Source organism: Micromonospora sp. NPDC049114 (genome assembly GCF_040648635.1).
Classification (GTDB): Bacteria; Actinomycetota; Actinomycetes; order Mycobacteriales; family Micromonosporaceae; genus Micromonospora.
The window spans coordinates 89,785-112,473 of the sequence record NZ_JBEZEA010000018.1 but is presented as its reverse complement, the minus strand read 5'-3'; the positions used below and the strand labels follow the sequence as shown (position 1 = coordinate 112,473).

The 22,689-nt window shown below is 72.3% G+C and carries 27 protein-coding genes and 1 riboswitch; of the genes, 14 read left to right on the top strand and 13 right to left on the bottom strand.

The window, feature by feature from the left end; translation table 11 throughout:
• Positions 1-620: 620 nt before the first annotated feature.
• From dusB to AB0B39_RS30990, 4 genes are all read right to left on the bottom strand, one after another.
• On the bottom strand, positions 621-1,793 hold the full coding sequence (gene dusB / locus AB0B39_RS31005; protein WP_357576066.1) for a tRNA dihydrouridine synthase DusB: 1,173 nt from the start codon (positions 1,791-1,793) through the stop codon (positions 621-623).
• A 64-nt stretch (positions 1,794-1,857) separates the two neighbouring features.
• Positions 1,858-3,237, bottom strand: a complete 1,380-nt coding sequence (locus AB0B39_RS31000; protein ID WP_357498458.1) for a glycine--tRNA ligase — start codon at positions 3,235-3,237, stop codon at positions 1,858-1,860.
• 114 nt (positions 3,238-3,351) lie between these two features.
• Positions 3,352-3,831, bottom strand: coding sequence for a hypothetical protein (locus AB0B39_RS30995; protein WP_234587280.1), 480 nt, complete (start codon positions 3,829-3,831; stop codon positions 3,352-3,354).
• A 24-nt stretch (positions 3,832-3,855) separates the two neighbouring features.
• Positions 3,856-4,197 (bottom strand): antibiotic biosynthesis monooxygenase, encoded by a 342-nt coding sequence (locus tag AB0B39_RS30990; protein ID WP_357498456.1) that lies wholly within the window; start codon positions 4,195-4,197, stop codon positions 3,856-3,858.
• Positions 4,198-4,226: 29 nt separating this feature from the next.
• On the opposite strand from AB0B39_RS30990, the gene AB0B39_RS30985 reads away from it, so the two are divergent.
• From AB0B39_RS30985 to AB0B39_RS30945, 9 genes are all read left to right on the top strand, one after another.
• The gene (locus AB0B39_RS30985; protein ID WP_234587274.1) at positions 4,227-4,484 is read left to right on the top strand and encodes a hypothetical protein; all 258 of its coding nucleotides are present in this window, start codon (positions 4,227-4,229) and stop codon (positions 4,482-4,484) included.
• A 54-nt stretch (positions 4,485-4,538) separates the two neighbouring features.
• On the top strand, positions 4,539-5,489 hold the full coding sequence (locus tag AB0B39_RS30980) for a metal ABC transporter substrate-binding protein (RefSeq protein ID WP_357576065.1): 951 nt from the start codon (positions 4,539-4,541) through the stop codon (positions 5,487-5,489).
• The gene (locus tag AB0B39_RS30975; RefSeq protein WP_357576064.1) at positions 5,486-6,247 is read left to right on the top strand and encodes a metal ABC transporter ATP-binding protein; all 762 of its coding nucleotides are present in this window, start codon (positions 5,486-5,488) and stop codon (positions 6,245-6,247) included. Before AB0B39_RS30980 ends, AB0B39_RS30975 begins: the two co-directional genes overlap by 4 nt.
• Before the next feature lie 2 nt (positions 6,248-6,249).
• Entirely contained in the window at positions 6,250-7,116 is an 867-nt protein-coding gene (locus AB0B39_RS30970) for a metal ABC transporter permease (protein WP_357498452.1), read from the top strand.
• Positions 7,117-7,158: 42 nt separating this feature from the next.
• The gene (locus tag AB0B39_RS30965) at positions 7,159-7,458 is read left to right on the top strand and encodes a metalloregulator ArsR/SmtB family transcription factor (protein WP_007463903.1); all 300 of its coding nucleotides are present in this window, start codon (positions 7,159-7,161) and stop codon (positions 7,456-7,458) included.
• Positions 7,455-7,853 carry a Fur family transcriptional regulator gene (locus AB0B39_RS30960; RefSeq protein ID WP_203150761.1) on the top strand — a complete coding sequence of 133 codons (399 nt, stop codon included), beginning with the start codon at positions 7,455-7,457 and terminating at the stop codon, positions 7,851-7,853. Before AB0B39_RS30965 ends, AB0B39_RS30960 begins: the two co-directional genes overlap by 4 nt.
• Positions 7,854-7,866: 13 nt before the next feature.
• Positions 7,867-8,316 (top strand): GNAT family N-acetyltransferase, encoded by a 450-nt coding sequence (locus tag AB0B39_RS30955; protein WP_357576063.1) that lies wholly within the window; start codon positions 7,867-7,869, stop codon positions 8,314-8,316.
• Positions 8,317-8,412: 96 nt separating this feature from the next.
• Positions 8,413-9,021: a hypothetical protein gene (locus tag AB0B39_RS30950; RefSeq protein ID WP_357576062.1), complete on the top strand. Its 609-nt coding sequence runs from the start codon at positions 8,413-8,415 to the stop codon at positions 9,019-9,021.
• A gap of 267 nt (positions 9,022-9,288) precedes the next feature.
• Positions 9,289-9,456, top strand: a complete 168-nt coding sequence (locus tag AB0B39_RS30945) for a hypothetical protein (RefSeq protein WP_234587259.1) — start codon at positions 9,289-9,291, stop codon at positions 9,454-9,456.
• Between the two features lie 251 nt (positions 9,457-9,707).
• Here the strand turns inward: AB0B39_RS30945 and AB0B39_RS30940 are convergent, their stop codons facing one another.
• From AB0B39_RS30940 to AB0B39_RS30920, 5 genes are all read right to left on the bottom strand, one after another.
• A complete protein-coding gene (locus AB0B39_RS30940; protein WP_357498446.1) occupies positions 9,708-11,750 on the bottom strand; it encodes an acyl-CoA dehydrogenase family protein in 2,043 nt (680 codons plus the stop codon).
• A 120-nt stretch (positions 11,751-11,870) separates the two neighbouring features.
• Positions 11,871-12,374: a DUF6328 family protein gene (locus AB0B39_RS30935; RefSeq protein ID WP_357576061.1), complete on the bottom strand. Its 504-nt coding sequence runs from the start codon at positions 12,372-12,374 to the stop codon at positions 11,871-11,873.
• Between the two features lie 250 nt (positions 12,375-12,624).
• Positions 12,625-13,374, bottom strand: a complete 750-nt coding sequence (locus tag AB0B39_RS30930; RefSeq protein ID WP_234587252.1) for an SIS domain-containing protein — start codon at positions 13,372-13,374, stop codon at positions 12,625-12,627.
• Positions 13,371-14,177, bottom strand: a complete 807-nt coding sequence (locus AB0B39_RS30925) for an AAC(3) family N-acetyltransferase (RefSeq protein WP_357498440.1) — start codon at positions 14,175-14,177, stop codon at positions 13,371-13,373. The genes AB0B39_RS30930 and AB0B39_RS30925 overlap by 4 nt, the downstream gene beginning before the upstream one ends.
• Positions 14,178-14,230: 53 nt before the next feature.
• Positions 14,231-15,061, bottom strand: a complete 831-nt coding sequence (locus tag AB0B39_RS30920; protein ID WP_357576060.1) for an alpha/beta fold hydrolase — start codon at positions 15,059-15,061, stop codon at positions 14,231-14,233.
• Positions 15,062-15,168: 107 nt separating this feature from the next.
• Positions 15,169-15,273, top strand: a riboswitch (TPP riboswitch).
• Between the two features lie 77 nt (positions 15,274-15,350).
• Between AB0B39_RS30920 and AB0B39_RS30915 the strand changes: the two genes are divergently transcribed.
• The 3 genes from AB0B39_RS30915 (at position 15,351) to AB0B39_RS30905 (ending at position 18,363) form a co-directional block, all read left to right on the top strand.
• Positions 15,351-15,938, top strand: coding sequence for an ECF transporter S component (locus tag AB0B39_RS30915; protein WP_234587245.1), 588 nt, complete (start codon positions 15,351-15,353; stop codon positions 15,936-15,938).
• Between the two features lie 138 nt (positions 15,939-16,076).
• Positions 16,077-17,492, top strand: a complete 1,416-nt coding sequence (locus AB0B39_RS30910) for an ABC transporter ATP-binding protein (protein WP_357576059.1) — start codon at positions 16,077-16,079, stop codon at positions 17,490-17,492.
• Between the two features lie 70 nt (positions 17,493-17,562).
• On the top strand, positions 17,563-18,363 hold the full coding sequence (locus AB0B39_RS30905) for an energy-coupling factor transporter transmembrane component T (RefSeq protein WP_357576058.1): 801 nt from the start codon (positions 17,563-17,565) through the stop codon (positions 18,361-18,363).
• Positions 18,364-18,474: 111 nt separating this feature from the next.
• On the opposite strand, the gene AB0B39_RS30900 is transcribed toward AB0B39_RS30905, so the two are convergent.
• Complete coding sequence (locus AB0B39_RS30900) at positions 18,475-18,843, bottom strand: hypothetical protein (protein ID WP_357576057.1); 369 nt, start codon at positions 18,841-18,843, stop codon at positions 18,475-18,477.
• Between the two features lie 290 nt (positions 18,844-19,133).
• Here AB0B39_RS30900 and AB0B39_RS30895 point away from each other — a divergent pair, with 290 nt between their 5' ends.
• Both AB0B39_RS30895 and gndA read left to right on the top strand, forming a co-directional pair.
• A complete protein-coding gene (locus AB0B39_RS30895; protein WP_357498432.1) occupies positions 19,134-19,430 on the top strand; it encodes an MTH1187 family thiamine-binding protein in 297 nt (98 codons plus the stop codon).
• 144 nt (positions 19,431-19,574) lie between these two features.
• Positions 19,575-21,017 carry an NADP-dependent phosphogluconate dehydrogenase gene (gndA, locus tag AB0B39_RS30890; RefSeq protein ID WP_234587233.1) on the top strand — a complete coding sequence of 481 codons (1,443 nt, stop codon included), beginning with the start codon at positions 19,575-19,577 and terminating at the stop codon, positions 21,015-21,017.
• Between the two features lie 157 nt (positions 21,018-21,174).
• On the opposite strand, the gene AB0B39_RS30885 is transcribed toward gndA, so the two are convergent.
• From AB0B39_RS30885 to AB0B39_RS30875, 3 genes are all read right to left on the bottom strand, one after another.
• Positions 21,175-21,936, bottom strand: coding sequence for a pirin family protein (locus AB0B39_RS30885; protein WP_357576056.1), 762 nt, complete (start codon positions 21,934-21,936; stop codon positions 21,175-21,177).
• On the bottom strand, positions 21,933-22,133 hold the full coding sequence (locus AB0B39_RS30880; protein WP_234587228.1) for a thioredoxin reductase: 201 nt from the start codon (positions 22,131-22,133) through the stop codon (positions 21,933-21,935). The genes AB0B39_RS30885 and AB0B39_RS30880 overlap by 4 nt, the downstream gene beginning before the upstream one ends.
• 327 nt (positions 22,134-22,460) lie before the next feature.
• Positions 22,461-22,646 carry a hypothetical protein gene (locus AB0B39_RS30875; protein WP_234587226.1) on the bottom strand — a complete coding sequence of 62 codons (186 nt, stop codon included), beginning with the start codon at positions 22,644-22,646 and terminating at the stop codon, positions 22,461-22,463.
• Positions 22,647-22,689 lie beyond the last annotated feature (43 nt).

Here is a 22,689-nt window from a genome sequence, read left to right as displayed (position 1 = left end):
CACCGCCTCCTACCAGGTCACCGTCGACCACCTCGCCGACTGGATCGCCACCCGCGGCTACGCCACCAGCTGACCCACACACCAACACACCAACCAACAAGGGCCGGACCCCGATCGTGGGGTCCGGCCCTTTCGGTGTGCCCGGGGGTCATTCGGGCGCGAAGCGCGCCTCCGCCCCGCGCCGAACGGCCCGGTTCCTCAGCCCACTTACCCAGGGCATGAGCAGATCTTGGACAGTTTCCGTTAGCGCTAACGGAAACTGTCCAAGATCTGCGGCGTTACGGTTGGACGACCGAGCCGACCCGAGGCGGCCGCGGGTAGGGAAGTCCCCCTTGGCCATCGGAGCCACATCAGCGCCAGCGTCGGCACGCACGACCGGCGGCTCGTGGCGCATGGCCCGGCCGGGGCTTCGGTAGGCCACCCGCGGCCACGGCCCAGCCCGTGCGACGCAGCCCGTGCGGCCCAACCGGTAGGCCACTCGCGGCCACGGCGCAGCCCGTGCGGTCCAGCCCCCATGCGGCCCAGCCCATGCGGCCCAGCCGGTAGGCCACTCACGGCCACGGCGCAGCCCGTGCCGCCCAGCCCGTGCCGCCCAGCCCGTGCGGCCGAGCCCGTGCGGGTCAGCCGCCGGAGTCGTCCATCTCGGCGCCCTCGGGGACGGTGTCGTCGTCGCGGCTGGCCAGCCAGCCGTCCGGGAGGGAGACCTTGCCCGGCGAGTTGGTACGCCCGCGCGGCTGACCCAGGGCGGCCACCGGGAACGGCTCCGCCGGGTCGAGCTTGCCGAGCAGGTCGTCGAGTTGGGCCAGGCTCTCGATCATCGCCAGCGACCGGCGCAGCTCGCCGCCCACGGGGAAGCCCTTCAGGTACCAGGCGACGTGCTTGCGGAAGTCGGTGCAGCCGTCGCGCTCACCCCGCGCGGGGTTGCGGGCGCCGGCCACGAACTGGTCGACGAGCAGTTCGGCGTGCCGGCGCATCGTCACCGCCACCTCGCCGAGGGTGGGCAGACGCCGTTCGGGCCGGCCGGTGAAGGCGGCCTCCAGGTCGGCGAAGAGCCACGGCCGGCCGAGGCAGCCCCGACCGATCACCACGCCGTCGACCCCGGTGTGCGCGACCATCCGGAGCGCGTCGTCGGCCTCCCAGATGTCGCCGTTGCCGAGGACCGGCACGTCGAGGGCCTGCTTCAGGGTGGCGATCGCGTCCCAGTCGGCGGTGCCCGAGTAGCGCTGCGCGGCCGTACGCCCGTGCAGGGCCACCGCGGCGACGCCGGCGTCCTGGGCGGCGAGCCCCGCTTCGACGTACGTCAGGTGGTCGTCGTCGATGCCCTTGCGCATCTTCACGGTGACCGGCACTCCGGAGGGTGCGGCGGCGTCCACCGCGGCCCGCACCAGGCGGGCGAAGAGCCGGCGTCGCCACGGGAGCGCCGCTCCGCCGCCCCGCCGGGTGACCTTGGGGACCGGGCAGCCGAAGTTGAGGTCGATGTGGTCGGCCAGGTTGCGCTCGACGACGATCCGCACGGCGGCGGCGGTGACCTCCGGGTCGGTGCCGTAGAGCTGGAGGCTGCGCGGCTGCTCGTCGTCGCCGAACGCGATCATGCGGAGCGTCTTCGGGTTGCGCTCGACAAGAGCACGGGTCGTGATCATCTCGCAGACGTAGATGCCGCCGCCCTGCTCGCGGCAGAGCCGGCGGAACCCGACGTTCGTGATGCCTGCCATCGGCGCGAGCACCACCGGTGGCGACACCTGGTACGGCCCGAGGGCCAACGGGCGCAGCACGGGAACGGTCGAGGCGGTCACCGCACAAGTGTACGGGGCCCCGACCGGCGCTTTCCGCGTCGGCCGGGGCCCCGTGCCAGGTGTCTCAGCAGCCGGGGAGGCGCTCGATCAGGTAGCGCTCGACCTGGTCCAGCGAGACGCGCTCCTGGCCCATGGTGTCCCGGTTCCGCACCGTCACGGCGTTGTCGTCAAGCGTGTCGAAGTCGACTGTCACGCAGAACGGGGTGCCGATCTCGTCCTGCCGGCGGTAGCGGCGGCCGATCGCCTGCGAGTCGTCGAACTCGACCACCCAGCGCTTGCGCAGCAGCGCGGCGAGGTCCTTGGCCTTGGGCGACAGCGCCTCGTTACGCGACAGCGGCAGCACTGCCACCTTCACCGGGGCGAGCCGCGGGTCGAACCGCATCACGGTGCGCTTGTCCACGCCGCCCTTGGTGTTCGGCGCCTCGTCCTCGTCGTACGCCTCCAGCAGGAAGGCGAGCACCGCGCGGGTCAGACCCGCGGCCGGCTCGATGACGTACGGCATCCAGCGCTCGCCCTTGGTCTGGTCGAAGTACGACAGGTCGACGCCGGAGTGCTTGCTGTGCGTGGAGAGGTCGAAGTCGGTGCGGTTGGCGACACCCTCCAGCTCGGCGAACTCGGTGCCGCCGAACTGGAAGCGGTACTCGATGTCGACAGTGCGCTTCGAGTAGTGCGAGAGCTTCTCGGCAGGGTGCTCGTACAGGCGCAGGTTGTCCGCCGAGAGCCCGAGGTCGAGGTACCAGTTCCAGCGCTCCTGGAGCCAGTACTCGTGCCACTCTTCGTCGGTGCCCGGCTCGACGAAGAACTCCATCTCCATCTGCTCGAACTCGCGGGTCCGGAAGATGAAGTTGCCCGGGGTGATCTCGTTGCGGAACGACTTGCCGGTCTGCGCGATGCCGAACGGCGGCTTCTTGCGGGCGACCGTCTCGACGTTCTTGTAGTTGACGAAGATGCCCTGCGCGGTCTCCGGGCGCAGGTAGTGCAGCCCCTCGTCGCTCTCCACCGGGCCCAGGTACGTCTTCATCAGGCCGTTGAACATCTTCGGCTCGGTGAAGGTGCCCTTGTTGCCGCAGTTGGGGCAGTTGACCTCGGCGAGCGAGGTGGGCGCGTGGCCGTGCTTGGCCTCGTACGCCTCCTCGATGTGGTCGGCCCGGAACCGCTTGTGGCAGAACTGGCACTCGGTGAGCGGGTCGACGAACTCGGCGATGTGGCCGGACGCCTCCCACACCTTGCGGGCCAGGATCACGGCGGAGTCGAGGCCGACGACGTCGTCGCGCTGCTGGACCATGGTCTTCCACCACTGCCGGCGGACGTTCTCCTTCAGCTCCACGCCGAGCGGACCGTAGTCCCACGCCGATCGGGTGCCTCCGTAGATCTCGCTGGAGGGGAAGACGAAGCCTCGGCGCTTGGCGAGGCTGACGACGGCGTCGATACGGTCGGCTGGCATGTTTCCTCCTACGCCGGCTGGCGGTCGGCGGGGGCGAGATGTGGATGGATCGGTCGGTTCGGGCCAACGGTACGACCACCGGCGTCCCGAGCCCAGCAGAATACCGGTGGCGGGTCAGCTCACCCCGCAGACCTCCATGCCGCCGGTCTGACCGTCCTGGCCCAGGCTGACCTGCTGCCGCTCCCGGTCGCCGCCGTCGAGGGTCACGTCGACCGGGACCGTCAGGTTGGTGGTGTCCACCTCACCCACCCGGAACGCGGTGACCTGCGGCTCGGCGGCTGCCCGCCGCTCGAACTCGGGGCGGGACTCGCGCCGCTGCGCGTCGTCGCAGAGCTGGTCGTACGCCCGGCCGTAGTTTCGCTCGACGAGCGCCTGGTAGTAGTCGCCGGTCACCGTGCGGCCCTGCTCGCGTACCGCCTGCACGCCGCTCACGGCCAGGCCGACGACTGCCGTGCCTCCGCCGCCGCAGCAGAGCAGCACGGCGAGGGCGCCGACGCCGAGGCCGATCCAGAGCCGGGTCCGGCGGCCCTCGGTGGGCGGCGCGGCGAACGGCGGAGCCACACCGGGACCGGGCGGCGGGGCGGGTGCGGTCATAGGAGCAGGGTAGTGCCCGGCGGCTCAGCGGTAAGGACCAGCGGCCCGATCACTCTCGGCTACCACCACGGCTCCCCCGGGCGCGGCAGTGGCCAGCGCCTCGTACGCGGACGGCTCGTCGACCGACTGGGCGAGCAACGGCACCGCGCTGACCTTGACTTCGAAGGCGCCGAGCGCCCGCCGGTAGGTGCCTACCGACTCCCACTCGGTGAGCAGCGTCCAGTACCGGGGATCGTCCAGGGCCCGGACCAGTTGGCCGCGCAGGTAGCCGGGGCAGGCGGCCAGCGCGGTGAGGGCGGCGTGCGCCCGTTCGGTGAAGCCGTCGGCGACATCGACGTCGACCACGAACCGGTTGGTCACCAGCACCGGGGGTTCCTCCTCGTAGAGTCTGTGGGATGCAGCGTACGCAGCGCCCTCTGCTGGCCCGGTTGGCCGGGGCGAACCCGACGTCGGTGTTCCTGCTCACCCTGGTGGTGGTGCTGGTGGCGTTCTTCACGCCGGGGGTGGTCGGCGCTCTGCTGACGCTGGCCCTCGCCGCCGCCCTGATCGCCCTGTTGGCGACCACCTGGTCGGTTCAGGCGCCGCAGACGCGGCTGATCCGGCTGCTGATGCTGACTCTCCTGATCACGGTGGGCCTGGCGAAGCTGCTCTGACATGCAAGCATGCGTTTTTGACAATCATTGTCGTTACCACGGACAGTTGGGGACATGACCAACCGCACCACGTCCCGCGTCCTGGCCGCCGCGACCGCCCTGCTCGCCCTGGGCGCCGTCGCCGGCTGCTCCACCGGCGGCGCGGCCGGCGCCGATCCCCAACGGGTCGACGTGGTGGCCGCGTTCTACCCACTCCAGTTTCTCGCCGAGCGCATCGGCGGTGACGCCGTCCACGTGACCAACCTGGCCAAGCCGGGCGCCGAGCCGCACGACCTGGAGCTGAGCCCCCGCCAGGTCGGTCAGGTCACCGAGGCCGAGCTGATCGTCTACCTGAAGGGCTTCCAGCCCGCGGTGGACGAGACTGTCGCGCAGGACGACGACGCCCCGGTGTTCGACGTGGCAGGCGTGCAGCCGCTGTTGGACGCGAGTGCCGGCGGCCACAACCACGAGGGCGAGGAAGAGCAGGGCGAGGAGCAGCACGCGCACGCCAAGGACCCGCACGTCTGGCTCGACCCGACCCGGCTCGCCGCCATCGGCGACCAGCTCGCCCAGCGGCTCGGCGAGGTCGACCCCGACCACGCCGCCGACTACACCGCCCGGGCCACGGCTCTGCGCGCCGATCTGACGGCCCTCGACGGCGAGTTCACCCAGGGCCTCGCGACCTGCCAGCGGCGGGAGATCGTGACCAGCCACACCGCGTTCGGCTACCTGGCCGACCGCTACCGGCTCGAACAGGTAGGCATCACCGGGCTGAGCCCGGACGTCGAGCCCTCGCCGCAGCGGCTCGCCCGGGTCATCGAGGACGCGAAGGCGCACCACGCCAGCACGATCTTCTTCGAGGCGCTGGTCAGCCCGAAGGTCGCCGAGACCATCGCCGGCCAGGTCGGCGCGAAGACCGCGGTGCTCGACCCGATCGAAGGACTCGCCGCAGGCAGCGGCTCGGACTACCTTTCGGTCATGCGTACCAACCTGCAGACCCTGCGGACGGCGTTGAGCTGCTCGTGAGCACTCCCGTCATCACCGTCGAGCACGGCGCGGTCGGCTACGACGGCCGCCCGGTGCTCCGGGACGTCTCGCTCACCGTGACCGCCGGGGAGGTGGTCGCCGTGCTCGGCGCCAACGGCTCCGGCAAGTCCACGCTGATCCGCGCGATCCTCGGCCTGGTGCCGTTCAGCGCCGGCTCGATCACCCTCTTCGACCGGCCGTTGCGCCAGTTCCGCCAGTGGCAGCGCATCGGGTACGTCCCGCAGCGCCTCGGCGCCGGCGGAGGCGTGCCCGCCACCGTCCGCGAGGTGGTGGCGTCCGGCCGACTCGCCCGCCGGGGGATCCTGCGCCCACCCGGCGCGGCCGACCGGGCCGCCGTCGACGCGGCCCTGCGCGCGGTGGGGCTCGCCGACCGGGCTGCCGACCCGGTGTCCACCCTCTCCGGCGGTCAGCAGCAGCGCACCCTGATCGCCCGTGCGCTGTCCGGCCGGCCGGAGCTGCTGATCCTCGACGAACCCACCGCCGGGGTGGACGCGGCCAGCCAGGAGGCGTTCGCGGGCGCGCTGCGCGACTTCGTCGCCGACGGCGGGACGGTGCTGCTGGTGGCACACGAGTTGGGCCCGCTGCGACCGGTGATCAGCCGGGCGGTAGTCGTCCACCAGGGCGGCGTCTGTCACGACGGTCCGGTTCCGGACCCGGCCGGCCACCACGCGGAGCCCGACCACGACCACGTGCACCCGCACGGTCCCGACGAGCCCGCCGGGCTGTGGAGCAACTGACCATGGAACTCTTCCAGTACCCCTACATGCAGCGCGCCCTGATCGGCGCGCTGGTGATCGGCCTGGCCGCGCCGGCGCTCGGCATCTACCTGGTGCAGCGCCGACTGACGCTGATCGGCGACGGCATCGGCCACGTGGCGTTGACAGGCGTCGGCGCCGGCCTGCTCCTCAACCGCTCGCCGGTGCTGGTGGCGGTGATCGTCGCCACGGTCGGCGCGGTCGCCATCGAGGTGGTCCGCGCTCGCGGGCGGACGTCCGGTGACCTGGCCTTGGCGCTGCTCTTCTACGGCGGCATCGCCGGCGGCGTACTGCTGGTCGGCCTCTCGGACGCGACAAGCGCCAACCTCAACGCCTACCTCTTCGGGTCGCTGCTCTCCACCTCGATGGCCGACCTGATCACCGTCGGAGTGCTCGGCGCGGCGATCCTGATCACCATGATCGTGCTGCGGCCCGCGCTCTTCGCGATCAGCCACGACGAGGAGTACGCCCGCGTGTCCGGCCTGCCGGTACGCACCCTCAACCTGCTGATAGCCGTCACCACCGCGGTCACGGTGACCATCGCGATGCGGGCCGTCGGGGTGCTGCTGATCAGCGCGCTGATGGTGGTTCCGGTGGCCACCGCCCAGCAGGTCACCCGGGGCTTTCGCAGCACGATGACCGCCGCGATGGCGCTCGGGTTCTTCGCCGCCGGTTCCGGCGTCTGGGTGGCGGCCACCGCCGACACCCCGCCCGGCGCCTCGGTGGTGCTGCTGGCGATCGCCTCGTTCCTGGTGGTGGCCGTGGCTGGCGCTCTCTGGCGGGCGGTGCGCCGCCGCACCGCACCGACCCCCGTACCGGCGCCGGAACCACACGAGGTGGTCCTGCACTGAGCCTGATCGGCGGATGTCGGTGGTATTGGTTACCGTTGCAAGATGACCAGCGCAACAGGCTACGAGGGTTTCGACGGAGCCAGCGAGTTGCTCCGGGCCCTGTCGGCGCCCATCCGGCTGGCCATCGTCAGCGAGCTGGCCGGCGGCGAGCGGTGCGTGCACGAGCTGGTGGAGAAGCTGGGCGCGGCACAGCCGCTGGTGTCCCAGCACCTGCGGGTGCTGCGCGGCGCGGGCGTGGTGCGGGGCTCCCGCCGGGGCCGGGAAATCGCGTACAGCCTCGTCGACGAGCACGTCGCGCACATCGTGGCGGACGCGGTCAGCCACGCCGGGGAGGGATCATGAGCGAGAGCGGCGCCGCGGTGCGCAACACCCGGCAGCGTTCGGCGGTGAGCGCGCTGCTGGGCGAGATGGAGGGCTTCCACAGCGCCCAGGACCTGCACGCGATGCTCCGGCAACGCGGTGAACGGGTCGGCCTCACGACTGTCTACCGCACCCTGCAAGGGCTGGCCGACGCGGGCGAGATCGACGTGATGCGCCCGCCGGGCGGCGAGCACCTCTACCGCCGGTGCAGCGAAGGGCACCACCACCACCTGGTCTGCCGGGCCTGCGGGCGTACGGTCGAGGTGGCCGGCCCTGCCGTGGAGAGCTGGGCCGACCGGGTCGCCGCGCAGCACGGCTACGCCGACGTCAGCCACACCCTGGAAATCTTCGGCACCTGCCCGGCCTGCGTCCGGTGACTAGCCTGGGGCCGTGTCAGACCTTCAGTTCAGGCCGGTGCAATCGGTAGGTAACGAAGCAGCCCTGCTCGACTGGCAGTACATCCACAATCTGATCATCCCCACGGCCGCGCTGTCGGTCGACGAGATCGTCGTCCGCGCCCAGCGGAACATCCTCGAGGTCGCGTACGTCGGGGGCTCGCTGGTGGGGTGCTCGACGGTACGACCCCCGGAATCCGACGCGGCGGTGGCGACCGTGATCGCACGGGTTCTGCCGGGACATCGCCGGCGCGGCTACGGGGAGCAGGTCTACCAGCGAGGGCTGGCGAGGGCACGCGATCTGGGCGCACAGGTCATCGACACTGTCGTGCTGGCCTCCAACGACGACGGCCTGCGGTTCGCCCGACAGCACGGCTTCATCGAGATCGAGCGGTACGTCCTGCCCGGTGACACCGTGCCGTTCGTGGACCTCCGGCTCGCCTGATCGCGGCGTGACAGGTAATCGCACCGTTCACGTCGGATCCTCCGGCAGCTGATCCGGCGGGTGCCGGTCCCGGCGCGTTCGTGGCACGCTGCTGGCGTGAAAATCTACGCCGATCGGTTTCCGACCGCCGTCCGACAGTTGCTCACCGACCTGCTCGTCGTCGCCTGGGTGTACGTCGCGATCCGCGCCGCGCTCTGGCTGCACGACCTGGTGCAGAAGCTCGCCGTACCCGGACAGAAGCTGGAGGGCGCCGGCGGTGGCCTCGCCGACAACCTCGCCGACGCCGGCGGCAAGGTCCGGCGGGTGCCGCTGGTCGGTGACGAGCTGACCGCGCCCTTCCAGCGGGCCGCCGACGCCGCCCGCGGGCTCGCCGACGCCGGCCGGGAGCAGCAGCACCTGGTCGACCAGCTCGCCCTCGCCCTCACCGTCGCGGTGCTGATCTTCCCGCTCGGGCTGGTGCTCTTCGGTTGGCTGCCGCTGCGGCTGCGGTGGATGCGCCGGGCCGGATCGGCCGCGAAGCTGGCTGCCGGGCCGGCCGGGCGGGACCTGCTCGCGCTACGCGCGCTGGCCACCCAGCCGCTGGGCCGGCTGACCCGGATCGCGCCCGACGTCGCCGAGGCGTGGCGACGCGGCGACGACGAGACCGTCGAGGCCCTGGCCGCGCTGGAGCTACGCCAACTCGGCCTGCGCAACAAAGGCCGCTAACCCACCCACACCCCGCACCCCGCACCCCGCACCCCGCACCCCGCACCCCGCACCCCGCACCCCGCACCCCGCACCCCGCACCCCGCACCCGCGATCTTGCAGATTCTGTCGCGGCATAAGGGGCAGAACAGGACAAGTCAGCGACCGAAAGTGCAAGATCGACGAGATCGGTCGCGCCCCTCGGGACGACGTTCCGCGTGGGGTGTGCCGTGCGGTGGCGCCGCGCCGACTCGGGACCTGCGGCGATCGGGCCGTTAAGGTCTTCGGGTGTTCTACTTCCTGATCGTCATCGCCGTACTGCTGCTCGGCTACGCCGCCGTCCTGGTCTCCCTCGTCCGCCGGGGCAGGAAGATCCCACCCGCGGCGTACCTCGCCCTGGCCGGGCTCAACGGTCTGATCCTGGCCGGGGTGCTGGCCTGGGCGGTCGCCCGCTGAAACCCCACGCTGTGCCAAGCGACGCCGTGCCGAGCCACGCCACACCACGCCACGCCACGCCACGGCACGCCACGCCACGCCACGCCACGGCACGCCACGCCACGCCACAAGATCGTGCTCGAAGCATGAAGTAGTGGCCTCGCGGTTGGAGGGATGCCACTACTTCCAGGATCGAGCGCGATCTTGCGGTGCGATCGACACCACCAGTGCGGCGAGGATCGACGGCGACGCAGCGGGCGGGTCGGGAAGGGCTACGGCTTCGGCGGGATGCGGCGGCGGACGTCCTCGGCGGTGGACGGGCCGGGCGACCAGCGGGCCACCCAGGGCAACTCGTCGGACGGGGTGATGACCCCCTCCTCCAGGCCCGCGTAGCGGCCGGCGAGGATCCGCTTGGCGGCTGCGGTGTCGACGGAGTCGGTGTTGTCCCAGAGTGCCGTGAACAGGGCGTCCACCCGAACCCGGGCCTGCCGGCAGAACAGGTCGGCCAGCTCGACGTTCTCGGGTCGCGTGTCCCGCTCGGCGGACGCCCGGACGCAGACGGCGGACATCGCGAACAACTCCGCGCCGATGTCCACCACGCGCCCGAGGAACGCCTGCTTGCGCTCCATCTTTCCCTGCCAGCGGGACATCGCGTAGAACGTCGACCGGGCCAGCTTGCGCGACGACCGCTCCACCTGGCGCAGGTGCGCGGCCAGGGGGCCGAACTCGGCGTACGACGACGGGCTCTGGCCCTTGCCGACCGCGAGGGTCGGCAGCCACCTCGCGTAGAACGCGCCCGCACGGGCGCCGGCGCGGGCCTTGCGGCCGAGCCCCGCCTCCGGGTCGATGATGTCGCCGGCCACCGAGAGGTGGGCGTCGACCGCCTCCCGGGCGATCAGCAGATGCATGATCTCGGTCGAGCCCTCGAAGATCCGGTTGATCCGCAGGTCGCGGAGCACCTGCTCGACGTTCGCCGGGCGTTCGCCGCGGGCGGCCAACGAGTCGGCCGTCTCGTAGCCGCGCCCGCCCCGGATCTGGATCAGCTCGTCGGCGATCTTCCAGGCCATCTCGCTGGCGTACAGCTTGACCAGCGCCGCCTCGATCCGGATGTCGTTACGGTCGTCGTCGGCGAGCAGGCAGCACAGGTCGAGCATGGTCTCCATGCCGTACGTGGTGGCGGCGATGAAGGAGAGCTTCTGGGCGACCGCCTCGTGCTCGCCCACCGGCCGGCCCCACTGGACGCGGTCGGCGGCCCAGCCCCGGGCGACGTTCAACGACCACTTGCCGGCGCCCACACACATGGCCGGCAGGGAGAGCCGGCCCGTGTTCAACGTGGTTAGGGCGATCTTGAGGCCCTTGCCCTCACCGCCGATGACGTTCTCCGCCGGTACGAACACGTCGTGGAACCGGGTCAGGCTGTTCTCCAGACCGCGCAGACCGACGAACTCGTTGCGCCGCTCCACCGTGATGCCCGCGCTGTCGCCGTCCACCACGAACGCGGTGATCCCGCCGCGCCGGCCCTCGGCGGCGGGCACCCGGGCCATCACCACCAGCAGGGTCGCGACGATGCCGTTGGTGGCCCAGAGCTTGACCCCGTTGAGTCGGTAGCCGGTGCCGTCCTCGGTCGGCTCGGCGGTGGTGGCGAGCCGGGCCGGGTCGGAGCCCACGTCCGGCTCGGTGAGCAGGAAAGCGGAGACCTCGCCCGCGGCGAGCCGGGGCAGGAAGCGCTGCTTCTGCTCGGCGGTGCCGAACATCTTCAGCGGCTGCGGCACCCCGATCGACTGGTGCGCCGAGAGCAGCGCGCCGATCGCCGGGCTGACCGAGCCGGCCAGCATCAGCGCCCGGCAGTAGTGCAGGTTGCTCAGACCGAGGCCGCCGTACTTCCGGTCGATTTTCATGCCGAACGCGCCGAGGTCGGCGAGCCCGTGGAAGACGGAGTCCGGAATGGAGGCGTCGCGTTCGATGGCCGCGCCGTCCACTTCGGAGCTGAGAAAGGCGCGGAACCGACCAAGGAACTCCTCGGCGCGGGCCACGTCGTCGGGGTCGGAGCGCGGCCACGGGTCGATGAGGTCGAGCCGGAACCGGCCGAGGAACAGCTCCTTGCCGAAGCTGGGTCGATCCCAGGTGGACTCCCGGGCGGCCTCGGCGACCTGCCGGGCCTCCTTCTCGGAGACCTGCCCCGCCTCCGCCGGCAACGGCGCGGCACTGCCGGCCGCAGTGCTGCCGGGCGCGGCGCTAACGGGCGCAGTGCTGCCGGGCGTGGCTTCGGAGTCGGGGCCGTCCGGTGCCGGTCGGCCGTTCTGCGTCGTGGTCACGGCTGCCCCCTCGAACCTCGGTTGCGGCTGCGTCGACGTGCGCGACTACCGTCACGCTACCCCCGGTTGTTACCCAGGGGTAGCGCTGCGCACGGATCGACGTAGGCCGCTCCGGCGCGGTCAGCGGCCGGTGAGCGTGTCCGGGTCGTCGTCCTCGTCGTCGATGTCGTCCTCACCCCAGCTGCGGCGGGCGAACGGCAGGATCATCCAGAAGGTGAGGAACCAGAGCCCGGTCAGCGCACTGAGCAGGAAAGCGACCGGCCGGTCCAGCACGAAGTCGGTGATCAGCAGCACCGAGCTGACCATCGCGATCAGCATGAAGGCGAGGCCGCCGGTGGCCATCCGATGGGCGAAGCGGACCAGCTCCGGCTTGCGCCCCTGACGGAACAGCGCCCGGTGGAACGCCACCGGCGAGATGATCAACGCGGTGGCGGCGGCCGCGGCGAGCAGCGCGACGATGTAGACGTCCCGCTGGAACTCGCTGGTCCGGGTGAACCCGTTGCTGAACGGCAGGGTGAGCAGGAAGGCGAAGAGGATCTGCACACCGGTCTGGGCGACCCGCAGCTCCTGCAACAGGTCGGCGAAGTTGCGCTGCCAACGCTGCTTCTCGGTCTCCTTGGACACGCGCTACCTCCGGTCAGACGGTACTGCCGGCGGTCCCGGCCGCCGGCAGCAACGCCAATGCCCCACCCGGCCGAGCGCGAAACAGACTCACGACATGTTCCGGCCATCTCCCGGCCGCCCGCCGGTCATCGCCCGGTCGCCACACCGTCGCCGCCCCGCCCGCGTCGGGCCATCGCCCGCGCCACGCCGCCAGCCCGCGCCCGGCCGCATACCGTCGCGCCATCGGCCGCCCGCGCCGCCGGGGAGGGGGTCAGGAGCCGCGGCGGATCCGGCCGGCGTACCGGGCTTCCAGCGCCGTGTTGTGCGCGTCGCCGTCCGGGATGTTCGCCGAGAGGTAGACCGGAGGCCGCTCCCCCGCTGCCAGCAACCGGGCGACGACCTCCACGGTGACCTGCTGCGCCAGCAGCGCCGCAGTGATCGAGGAGACCGCGCCGACCGCGCCACCGCCGGGCAGCGGCAGCGTCGCGTCGCCGTACGGTGCGCCGTTGTCGAGCACCACGTCGGCGAGGTCGGCCAGCTTGTGCCCGGACGGGTGGCGGGACGTCATCCGCCCGGAGTGCTGCGCCGAGGTGATCGCCACCAGAGGGTGGCCGTGCTCCTTGACCAGCGTGGCGAACTCGACCATCGCGCCGTTGACCCCGGAGTTCGAGGCGAGCACGAAGACGTCGGCGGGGCGTACGGGGGCCAGCTCCCAGAGTCGGTGCGCCACCGCCGGATCCCGCTCCAGCAGCGGCCCGAGACGATCGGCCGGTTCGCCGCCGAGCAGCACCAGGTCACGCAGCGCGATCCGGTTGGTGGGCACCAGGCCACCCGCCCGGCCGGCGATCTCCATGGCGAGGGCCTCCGAGTGCCCGGTGCCGAAGGCGTGCACCACCCCGTCGGCGCGTACCGCTTCGGCGATCAGATCGGCGGCCCGCCCCACCGCGTCCCGCTGGCTGGCGGCCACCCGGCCGATCGTCTCGGTCACCACGGCCAGGTAGTCCTCGGCGCTCACACTCATGCGTCCTCCGTCGTCCGGTTGCGGGCCATCCACTGCACGGCGAAGTCGACAGCTGCCCGCTGGCGTACCAACCTCCCCGTCCCGGCGCCCACCGGGCCGGTACGCACCGCCCCGATGGCCTCCAGGTCCCGGCCCAACGCGCCGAAGTCGCCCGCGTCGAGCCGGACGTCCTGCCACCACACCCACTCGCGGCCACCGTCGGCCGTGCGTGCCGCCGCGCCCAGTCGCTCGCGCACCGGCTTGGGACTGCGGTACTCGGCCAGGTGCAGCGACGTGTTGACGCTGTGGTCCACACCGATCAGGAGCACGTCGGCGTCCAGGTCGTAGAGCCGGGCCAGCGGCGAGCCCTCGCCGAGCATGTCGGCGAGTTCGTGCCCCGCCACCACCTGCTCGGCCGTCGGCCCGAGCGCGGCGAACGACACGTGGGGATGCGTGCTGCGCAGCGCGTCGGGCCAGCAGCGGACCGTCTCGGCGAACACGCCCATGTGCCGGCTCGGCGTGACCGCCGGGTCGAAGCCCGGCATCTCGGCGCGGATCAACTGCCACCAGTCCACCGGCACCGGCGGGTTGCGCCACTGCGCCGGGTCACTGTTGTCGGGGTTGTGGGTGGGCACCACGATCGTGCCGTCCGGGCCGAGCGCGTCGCGCAGGGCGAGCACCAGCGCCTGCGGCCCACCGCAGACGAAGCCCAGCGGGCGCATCCCGGCGTGCACCAGCACTGTCGAGCCGGGGCGTACACCCAGAAGGCGCAGCTGCGCGGCGATCGAGCGACGGGTGCCCAGCCCGCCGGCGGGCGCCGTCACGGCGCTTCTCCCCCTGCCGCCGGCCCGCCCGGCGCCCGTCGGCCCGGCACGGCTCAGGCCGTCCCGGCGATCCGGGCCAGGACCGCCTCGGCCAACGCGGCGGGTGCGGCGTCCGGAATCCAGTGGCTCACCCCGGGCAGCGGTACGAAGCGGTAGTCGCCGGTGACGTTGGCGGCGCACGCCTCGGCGGCGGGTCGTCCGATGGCGATGTCCCGGTCGCTCCAGACGTACGTGGTGGGTACGGCGACCGGACCGACAGCGGCCAGGTCGGCGCGGGACATGGCCCGGTACCAGTTCAGGGCGGCGGTGAGCGCGCCCGGCGCCCGCATCGGGTCGGCGTAGCGGTCCACCCGGGAGGCGTCGCCCACCCCGCCGAGCATCTTGCGCAGCGCCGTCGCGTGCCACGCGAGCAGCACCTTCTCGGCCTTGCCCGGCTTGCGGAACAGCGCGATGTACGACGAGCGGGCCTTCTGTTCCCGGTCGGTGCTCAGGGCGTGCGCCATGGCCGCCGGGTGCGGCACGGACACCGCGGTCAACGTACGGACCCGCTCGGGGTGCGCGGCGGCCACCGCCCAGGCCACGATCGCGCCCCAGTCGTGGCCGACCAGGTGGACGGCGTCCACACCGAGCGCGTCGAGCACCGCCACCACGTCGGCGACCAGTTCGGGAACCCGGTACGCGGACACCGCCTCCGGCCGGGCACCCGGCGAGTAGCCCCGCTGGTCCAGCGCGTACGTGCGCAGCCCGGCGGCGTGCAGTGCCGGCACGACCTCGTCCCACTCCCCGCTGTGCTGCGGGAAGCCGTGCAGCAGGAGGACGGGGACGCCGTCGGAGGGGCCGCCGGTGCGTACCTCGAACGTGAGACCTCGCGCGTCGACCTGCATGATCGTCAGCCTACCCAGGCGGCGGGACGCCGGCCCGGCTGCGCGGGCGGTCGGATGCCCTGCTGGGCTGTTACCCCTGGTCGGTGCTAGCGTCAGCGAGACAACTTCACATCCGACAGGGGAGCGCACAGCGCTGAGAGTGCGGGCACGCCCGCAGACCCTCGAACCTGATCTGGGTAATGCCAGCGCAGGGAGTTCGGTCGACCTCCAGCCGCGCCGTGGGTCCGGTGCCACCGGACGCGCGGCGTGCGTCTTCTCCTGGTTCGTTCCACTGAACTGGGAGCACAGCATGGACAACACCACAAGCCGTTGGCGCACCATCGACATCGTGGTCGCCTCGGTGATCGCGGTCGCCTTCGGCGTCATCTTCTGGGCCTGGGGCCTGGTCTGGAGCGCCACCGAGGGCGCGTTCGCCTTCTTCCCGCCGGCACAGACGCTGATCTACGGTGTCTGGCTGCTGCCGGCCGTGGTCGGCGGCCTGGTCATCCGCAAGCCCGGCGCCGCGCTCTACTGCGAGACGGTGGCCGCGGTCGTCTCCGCGCTGCTGGGCAGCCAGTGGGCCGGCACGGTGATCCCCCAGGGCATCGTGCAGGGCATCGGGGCCGAGCTGGCGTTCGCCGCTTTCCGGTACCGGTCGTTCCGGCTGCCGACCGCCGTACTGGCCGGCGCGTTGACCGGTCTCAGCGCGGCGCTGTTCGACTTCTTCGTCTGGAACGTCGACTACGCGCTGGGCGACTACCGCATCCCGTACGCCCTGCTCACCATCGTCAGCGCCACGATCATCGCCGGCGTGGGCGGCTGGTTGCTGACCCGCGCCCTGGCCAACACCGGCGCGCTGGACCGCTTCCCGGTAGGCCGGGACCGCGCCCTCATCTGAGGGCGCAACCGTCCTCGTGATCAAGAGGTTCGCGTCAACGGAAGCCGGAATTCTGCCGCAAACCTCTTGATCACCGGCGGGAAGACGGCCGGGAAGAGCCGGGGAAGACGGCCGGGAGTGGTTGGAAGGGGGTGTCGGGTGGGCGGGGTGCTGCTGCGGGGGTTCGGCTGGCGGCATGCCGGGCGGCGGGCCTGGGCTGTGCGCGGAGTGGATCTGCGGGTCGAGGCCGGGGAGCGGGTGCTGCTGCTCGGGCCCTCGGGGGCCGGCAAGAGCACACTGCTCAGCGCGCTGGCCGGGCTGCTGCCGGACGATTCCGGTGAGCAGGAGGGCACCGTCGAGATCGACGGGCTCGACCCCCGCAAGGCGCGGGAACGGGTCGGCATCGTCTTTCAGGACCCGCAGACCCAGTTGGTGATGGCGCGCAGCGGCGACGACGTCGCGTTCGGGCTGGAGAACCGGGGCGTACCGACGGACGAGATCTGGCCCCGGGTCGACGAGGCGCTGCGGCGGGTCGGTTTCCCGTATCCCCGGGACCGCAGCACTGCCGCGCTCTCCGGCGGCGAGCAGCAACGCCTGGCTCTGGCCGGCGCGTTGGCCCTGCGGCCCGGCCTGCTGCTGCTCGACGAGCCGACCGCCAACCTCGATCCGGACGGAGCCGCGCTGGTCCGGGGCGCGGTGACGGGCGCGTTGGACGCCGACACCACAGTGATCCTGGTCGAACACCGGGTCGCCGAGGCACTGCCACTTGTGAACCGGGTGGTCGTCCTGGAGCCCGGCGGCGGGGTCCGCGCGGACGGGACGCCCGACGCGGTCTTCGCCGCGCACGGCGCCGCCCTCGCCGCCGAGGGCGTCTGGGTGCCCGGTCACCCCATCGCGCCCCGCACGGCCGCCGCCACCCCCGGCGACCTGCTGCTCACCGCCGACCGGCTCGGCCTGCCGCCCCGGCTGGGCCCCACCGACCTGGCGGTACGCGCCGGAGAGGCACTCGCCGTACGCGGGCCCAACGGCGCCGGCAAGTCCACCCTGGCGCTGCTGCTCGGCGGTCTGCTCAAACCGGGCGTCGGCCGCGTCACCGCCTCGGCCGAGTTGGCCGGCGCCGACCACCGCGCTCCCCCGCACCGCTGGCGAGCGCCCGCGCTGGCCCGACGGATCGGATCGGTCTTCCAGGACCCGGAGCACCAGTTCGTCACGAGCACCGTCTTCGACGAACTGGCGCTCGGGCTACGCCGGACGGGTCAACCCGAGGCCGCCGTCCGGGAGACCGTGGCGGAACTGCTGGAACGACTGCGGCTGACCCGACTCGCGGCGGCCAACCCGTACACCCTCTCGGGTGGGGAGGCGCGGCGGCTGAGCGTGGCGACGGCCCTGGCCACGGCGCCCCGCCTGCTGATCTGCGACGAACCGACCTTCGGGCAGGACCGGCGGACCTGGCGGGAGTTGGTCGACCTCTTCGCCGACCTGCGGGACGCCGGCCACGGCGTGGTCACGGTCACCCACGACCTCGATTTCGTCGCCGCGCTCGCCGACCGCACCGTAACCCTGGAGCGACAGTGACCGCCCGGAGCACCAACGTCGGCGGCGCTGCCGGGTCGCGCGGGACCGCGTCCACCCGAGGTGACCTCCGATGATCAGCATCGAGCCGGTCGCCGCGCCCGGCGCCCCGCTGGCCCGGCGGAACCCGGTGGCGAAGGTGGCCGCCGCGCTGGTCTTCTCGTTCGTCCTGCTGGCGACGCTCGACCCGGTGGCGCCGGCGATCGCCATCGCTGTCGAACTTGCCGTCCTGCCGCTGTTCGGCGTCCGCTACCGGGTGCTGGCCCGGCGGGCCCTGCCCCTGCTGCTCAGCGCCACCGGCATCCTGGTCACCCTGGTGCTCTTCGCCGCCGACCAGTCCGGCCGGGTGCTGCTGGAGGCCGGGCCGGTGCTGGTGAGCACCGGCGTGCTGCGCACCGCTCTCGGCCTGGTGCTGCGGGTCTTCGCGGTGGCCCTGCCCGGCGTGATCGTCTTCGCCACCACCGACCCGACCGACCTGGCGGACGCGCTGATCCAGAACGCGAAGGCGCCGGCACGGTTCGCCGTCGGGTCGCTTGCCGCGTTCCGGCTGGTGCCGCTGCTCGGTCAGGAATGGCAGATGATCAGCATGGCCCGGCGGGCACGCGGCGTCGACGCCGGACGCAATCCGGTGGCGAAGCTGCGGCTGTTCACGTCCACGGCGTTCGCGCTGCTGGTCGGGGCGATCCGTCGGGGCACCCGGCTGGCCGTCGCCATGGACGCGCGCGGCTTCGACGGCGACACACCCCGTACCGTCGCCCGGCGCCAGCGCTTCGGCCTCGCCGACGCGCTGCTGATCGCCGGGGCGGCCGCGCTGGCCGGAGCGGCCCTGACGACGAGCGTGCTCCTCGGCACCTTCCGTCCCCTGATCGGCTGACGCCAACCCCCGTCCCCGCGATCTTGCAGTTACTGTCGTGGATTTACCCCGAATGCGTGGGTATGTAGCGACAGAAAGTGCAAGATCGCGGGGGCGGGGGCGGGGGGCGGGTCAGCTGCGTCGGTAGGCGTAGCGGCGCGGCTGCCCGGCTCGCTGGCTCTTGCCGTCGAACGAGCGGGCTCGGCCGGCCTGGGGTGGCCCGGCCTGGGGCGCCCCAGGTCGTCCGGTCACCGACGAGTCGGCCACCGGAGGCACGGCTGGGACCGCCAAGGCCGGCAGCACCGGTTCCACTGCCGGGGCCGGCAGGGCGGACTTGACCGCCCGGGCCGGCGCGTCGGGACGAGCCGGCAGGTCCGCCCCGGTCGAGCCGGCAGACTCGACCGGCGGGGCCGGGGCTGTGCCGTGACCGGCCGCCGGGTCGATGCCCAGCGGCGTCGGTGCGGACGTACGGGTCTTTCTCGGATTGCGCCTGGCGGGCATCCGGGCCTCCTTCGGTGCCGACCGTCCCGGCGGTCCCGCGCTCCCGCGGTCGGTCGGATCGGCTGGTGACCGTGGCAACGCGACGGTCGAACGGGAAGGACTGCTCACCGGGGATCGGGCCGAATCACCACCGCCGAACGGTGCAGGAGGACGCGCGACGCCCGGGAGCGCACGGACCGCGATCGCGGGGAGGCGGGCCGGCTCGGGAAGTGGGGCGTCAGTTGCGCATGCCCGAACCCTAACCACCGCCCGATGAGACGCGCACCCGATTTTCCTGGCACGATCGGCGCATGCTGATCGCGTTCTCGATCACCCCGCTCGGCGCCGGCGACTCCGTGGGTGACCTGGTTGCCGAGGCGGTACGGGTGGTCCGCGAGTCCGGATTGCCCAACCGGACCGATGCCATGTTCACCACCGTGGAGGGTGAGTGGGACGAGGTGATGGCGGTGGTGAAGCGGGCTGTCGACGTGGTGTCCGCGCAGGCGCCCCGGGTGAGTGTCGTCCTGAAGGCCGACGTCCGGCCCGGGGTCACCGACGCGCTCACCGCGAAGGTGGCGCGTGTGGAGGATCGACTGTCCCAGGGGTGAGCGGGCCGCCGGTCAGGGTGTGGCCGCGCCGGGCGGACGGGCCGCGACCAGGCAGTGACCCGCCGTGGGACGACCCGCCCACGATCCCGCGCGCCGCGATACGGTCGCAGCAGGATAGTTCGACGGCGAGAGGTGGCGGCACGAATGGCTGAGCAGGCGACGGCGCAGATCGGCGTGACCGGGCTGGCGGTGATGGGCCGGAACCTGGCCCGCAACCTGGCCCGCAACGGCTTTACCGTGGCGGTGCACAACCGGTCACCGGAGCGCACCCGCAGCCTCGTCGCCGAGCACGGTGACGAGGGCACCTTCGTGCCCGGTGAGTCGATGGCCGACTTCGTGGCGTCGCTGGAACGGCCCCGCGCGGTGATCGTGATGGTCAAGGCCGGTGCGCCCACCGACGCCGTGATCGACGAGCTGGTGCCGCTGCTGGAGGAGGGCGACATCATCGTCGACTGCGGCAACGCCCACTTCGCCGACACCCGTCGCCGGGAGGAGTCGCTGCGCGCGCAGGGGCTGCATTTCAGCGGCACCGGCGTCTCCGGTGGTGAGGAGGGCGCGCTGCTCGGGCCGAGCATCATGCCGGGCGGCTCGGAGGAGTCGTACGCCAAGCTCGGGCCGATGTTCGAGAAGATCGCCGCCCACGTCGACGGCGAGCCGTGCTGCACGCACGTCGGGCCGGACGGCGCCGGGCACTTCGTCAAGATGGTGCACAACGGCATCGAGTACGCCGACATGCAGCTCATCGCCGAGGCGTACGACCTGCTCCGGTCGGGCCTGGGCGCGAAGCCGGCGGAGATCGCGGAGATCTTCCGCGACTGGAACGGCGGCGAGCTGGAGTCCTTCCTCATCGAGATCACCGCCGACGTGCTCGCGCACACCGATGCGGCGACCGGCCGCGCGTTCGTCGACGTCGTGCAGGACCGGGCCGAGCAGAAGGGCACCGGCCGGTGGACGGTGCAGAGCGCCCTCGACCTGGGCATCCCGATCACGGGCATCGCCGAGGCGACGTTCGCCCGCTCGCTGTCGGGTCACGTCGACCAGCGCGAGGCCGCCCGGCGGGCGTTCCCGGACGCCGGTGAGGCGTGGCAGGTCGCCGACCGGGACGCGTTCGTCGAGGACGTGCGCCGGGCGCTGCTCGCTTCCAAGATCGTCGCGTACGCGCAGGGCTTCGACCACATCCGGGCCGGCAGCCAGGAGTTCAACTGGGACATCGACCTCGGCGGCACGGCGACCATCTGGCGGGGCGGCTGCATCATCCGCGCCCGCTTCCTGAACCGCATCCGCGAGGCGTACGACGAGCAGCCCGACCTGCCGACGCTGCTCGTGGCACCGTACTTCGCCGAGGCGGTCGCGGCAGGTGTGCCGAGCTGGCGGCGGGTCGTGGCCGACGCGGCCCGGGCGGGGGTGCCGACGCCCGCGTTCTCGTCGTCGTTGGCGTACTTCGACGCGCTGCGCGCCGAGCGGCTACCCGCCGCGCTGATCCAGGGCCTGCGGGACAACTTCGGCGCGCACACCTACCAGCGCGTCGACCGCGAGGGTTCGTTCCACACCACCTGGGCCGGCGACAAGACCGAGTCCCCGGCGTAACCAGGAGCGCCCCCGCGCGACGCACCGGCGCCCTGGCCCCGCGTGCGCACCGCGCTCAGCAAGATCGTGCTTGATCCATGATGTAGTGGCCTCCCGATCACGGGAGGCCACTACATCCATGTTCGAGCGTGATCATGGGAGCCGACGCGGGCACCCGTCAGGCGACCGTGGCGTGCATCTCCCAGACGAGGATCTCGGCCGGCTCGTCGGCGGTCACCCGCCGGCCGCCGGTCATGGTGAGCCGGGCGGCGTCGCCGGTGCCGAGCGGGCCGCTGTCCTCCAGGGTCACCGTGCCGTTCGGCACGTACAGGTGCACGAAAGGCGCGTCCGGGAGGGTGACCTCGTCGCCCGGGCCGAGTCGGGCGGCGTGCAGGGTGGCGTACCGGTTGCAGATCCGGATCGCGGACGCCCCGTCGTAGCGGTCCATCCCGGAGGCGACAGGCACCAGGCCGCCGCGCAGCAACTCGTCCTCGATCTCCAACTGCTCGTAGCCGGGGTCGACGCCCTGCTCGTCGGGGAGCACCCACATCTGCACGAAGTGCACGGGGTCGCTGTGCGGCTCCTGGTTGTTGAGCCGCCAGGCGTCGTTCTTCTCCGAGTGCAGGATGCCGGTGCCGGCGCTCATCCGCTGCGCCAGGCCCGGGTAGATCACCCCGGAGTGGCCGGTGGAGTCCTGGTGCACGAGGGAGCCGCGCAGCACCCAGGTGACGATCTCCATGTCCTCGTGCGGGTGGGTCTCGAAGCCGGCGCCCGGCCGGACCACGTCGTCGTTGTTCACCAGCAGCAGCCCGTGGTGGGTGTTGGCCGGGTCGTAGTGCCGGGAGAACGAGAAGGAGTGCTTGGAATCCAACCAGGAGATCCGGGTGGCGAACCGGTCCTCGGCACGACGCAGGTCGACCGCCGGCGCGGGGGCGGTCACCAGGCACGCTGCCCGGTCTCGGGGGTCGACGGCGCCCAGGTCAGGGCCGGCTCACCGGTGACCAGCTCGGCGATCTCACCGGTACGCAGCTGCGGCGTGTGACCGAACTCCGCGCAGTGCTGCTCGGCGATCTCGGCGCAGATCTCGGCGACCTGTTCGCAGATCGGGTCGCCCAGATCCGCCGCGTTCAGCGCCATGATCATCTTATACCGGAGATCCCGCATATCCCCCCCAACCGCATCATCCCGCCACCTCCGGACCCTACCTGCCCCCACCTCCCCGAACCCCGAAACAACCAACCCCACCCACCCTCCCCGGCCACCCTCCCCGGCCACCTCCCCGGCCGCGTCGATCATGGAGTTGTGGTGGCGAACGAAAGTCGCGAATGCGGCCGAACCGGCCACCCCAACTCCATGATCGACCGGGGCGTGCTGCACCGATTTGGCTTCCTGGACGCGCCGACCGGGTGAGACGCCAGCGCCGCCCCGCACGTCGTGTGCGGGGCGGCGCGGGAGGGTCGGGGACTACCAGAACCGGCGGCGCTTGGCCTTCTGCGGGCGGATCAGATCCGCACCCTTGGTCAGCAGCCGGGTCGCCCCGGAGGGACCACGCCGGGCCTCCAGGGTGTGGCTGAGGCGGCGGGCGCCGGCCGCGGCCACTGGCACCGCGATCGCCATCACCGCCCACTGGGCAATGCGCTTCTGGATCATGTGGGTTCACCTCCGTCAGTGGCTTCTGACGTAGCTGGTACCC

What these genes read in the sequence shown, in the direction of transcription:
- AB0B39_RS30920 (WP_357576060.1), bottom strand. Translation starts at nt 15,061, where the DNA reads ATGCAGGTCGACGCGCGAGGTCTCACGTTCGAGGTACGCACCGGCGGC.
- AB0B39_RS30880 (WP_234587228.1), bottom strand. Translation starts at nt 22,133, where the DNA reads ATGGCGCTGAACGCGGCGGATCTGGGCGACCCGATCTGCGAACAGGTC.
- AB0B39_RS30970 (WP_357498452.1), top strand. Translation starts at nt 6,250, where the DNA reads ATGGAACTCTTCCAGTACCCCTACATGCAGCGCGCCCTGATCGGCGCG.
- AB0B39_RS30930 (WP_234587252.1), bottom strand. Translation starts at nt 13,374, where the DNA reads ATGAGTGTGAGCGCCGAGGACTACCTGGCCGTGGTGACCGAGACGATC.
- AB0B39_RS30960 (WP_203150761.1), top strand. Translation starts at nt 7,455, where the DNA reads ATGAGCGAGAGCGGCGCCGCGGTGCGCAACACCCGGCAGCGTTCGGCG.
- AB0B39_RS30995 (WP_234587280.1), bottom strand. Translation starts at nt 3,831, where the DNA reads ATGACCGCACCCGCCCCGCCGCCCGGTCCCGGTGTGGCTCCGCCGTTC.
- AB0B39_RS30915 (WP_234587245.1), top strand. Translation starts at nt 15,351, where the DNA reads ATGGACAACACCACAAGCCGTTGGCGCACCATCGACATCGTGGTCGCC.
- AB0B39_RS30900 (WP_357576057.1), bottom strand. Translation starts at nt 18,843, where the DNA reads ATGCCCGCCAGGCGCAATCCGAGAAAGACCCGTACGTCCGCACCGACG.
- AB0B39_RS30980 (WP_357576065.1), top strand. Translation starts at nt 4,539, where the DNA reads ATGACCAACCGCACCACGTCCCGCGTCCTGGCCGCCGCGACCGCCCTG.
- gndA (WP_234587233.1), top strand. Translation starts at nt 19,575, where the DNA reads ATGGCTGAGCAGGCGACGGCGCAGATCGGCGTGACCGGGCTGGCGGTG.
- AB0B39_RS30875 (WP_234587226.1), bottom strand. Translation starts at nt 22,646, where the DNA reads ATGATCCAGAAGCGCATTGCCCAGTGGGCGGTGATGGCGATCGCGGTG.
- AB0B39_RS30895 (WP_357498432.1), top strand. Translation starts at nt 19,134, where the DNA reads ATGCTGATCGCGTTCTCGATCACCCCGCTCGGCGCCGGCGACTCCGTG.
- AB0B39_RS31000 (WP_357498458.1), bottom strand. Translation starts at nt 3,237, where the DNA reads ATGCCAGCCGACCGTATCGACGCCGTCGTCAGCCTCGCCAAGCGCCGA.
- AB0B39_RS30985 (WP_234587274.1), top strand. Translation starts at nt 4,227, where the DNA reads ATGCAGCGTACGCAGCGCCCTCTGCTGGCCCGGTTGGCCGGGGCGAAC.
- AB0B39_RS30965 (WP_007463903.1), top strand. Translation starts at nt 7,159, where the DNA reads ATGACCAGCGCAACAGGCTACGAGGGTTTCGACGGAGCCAGCGAGTTG.
- AB0B39_RS30905 (WP_357576058.1), top strand. Translation starts at nt 17,563, where the DNA reads ATGATCAGCATCGAGCCGGTCGCCGCGCCCGGCGCCCCGCTGGCCCGG.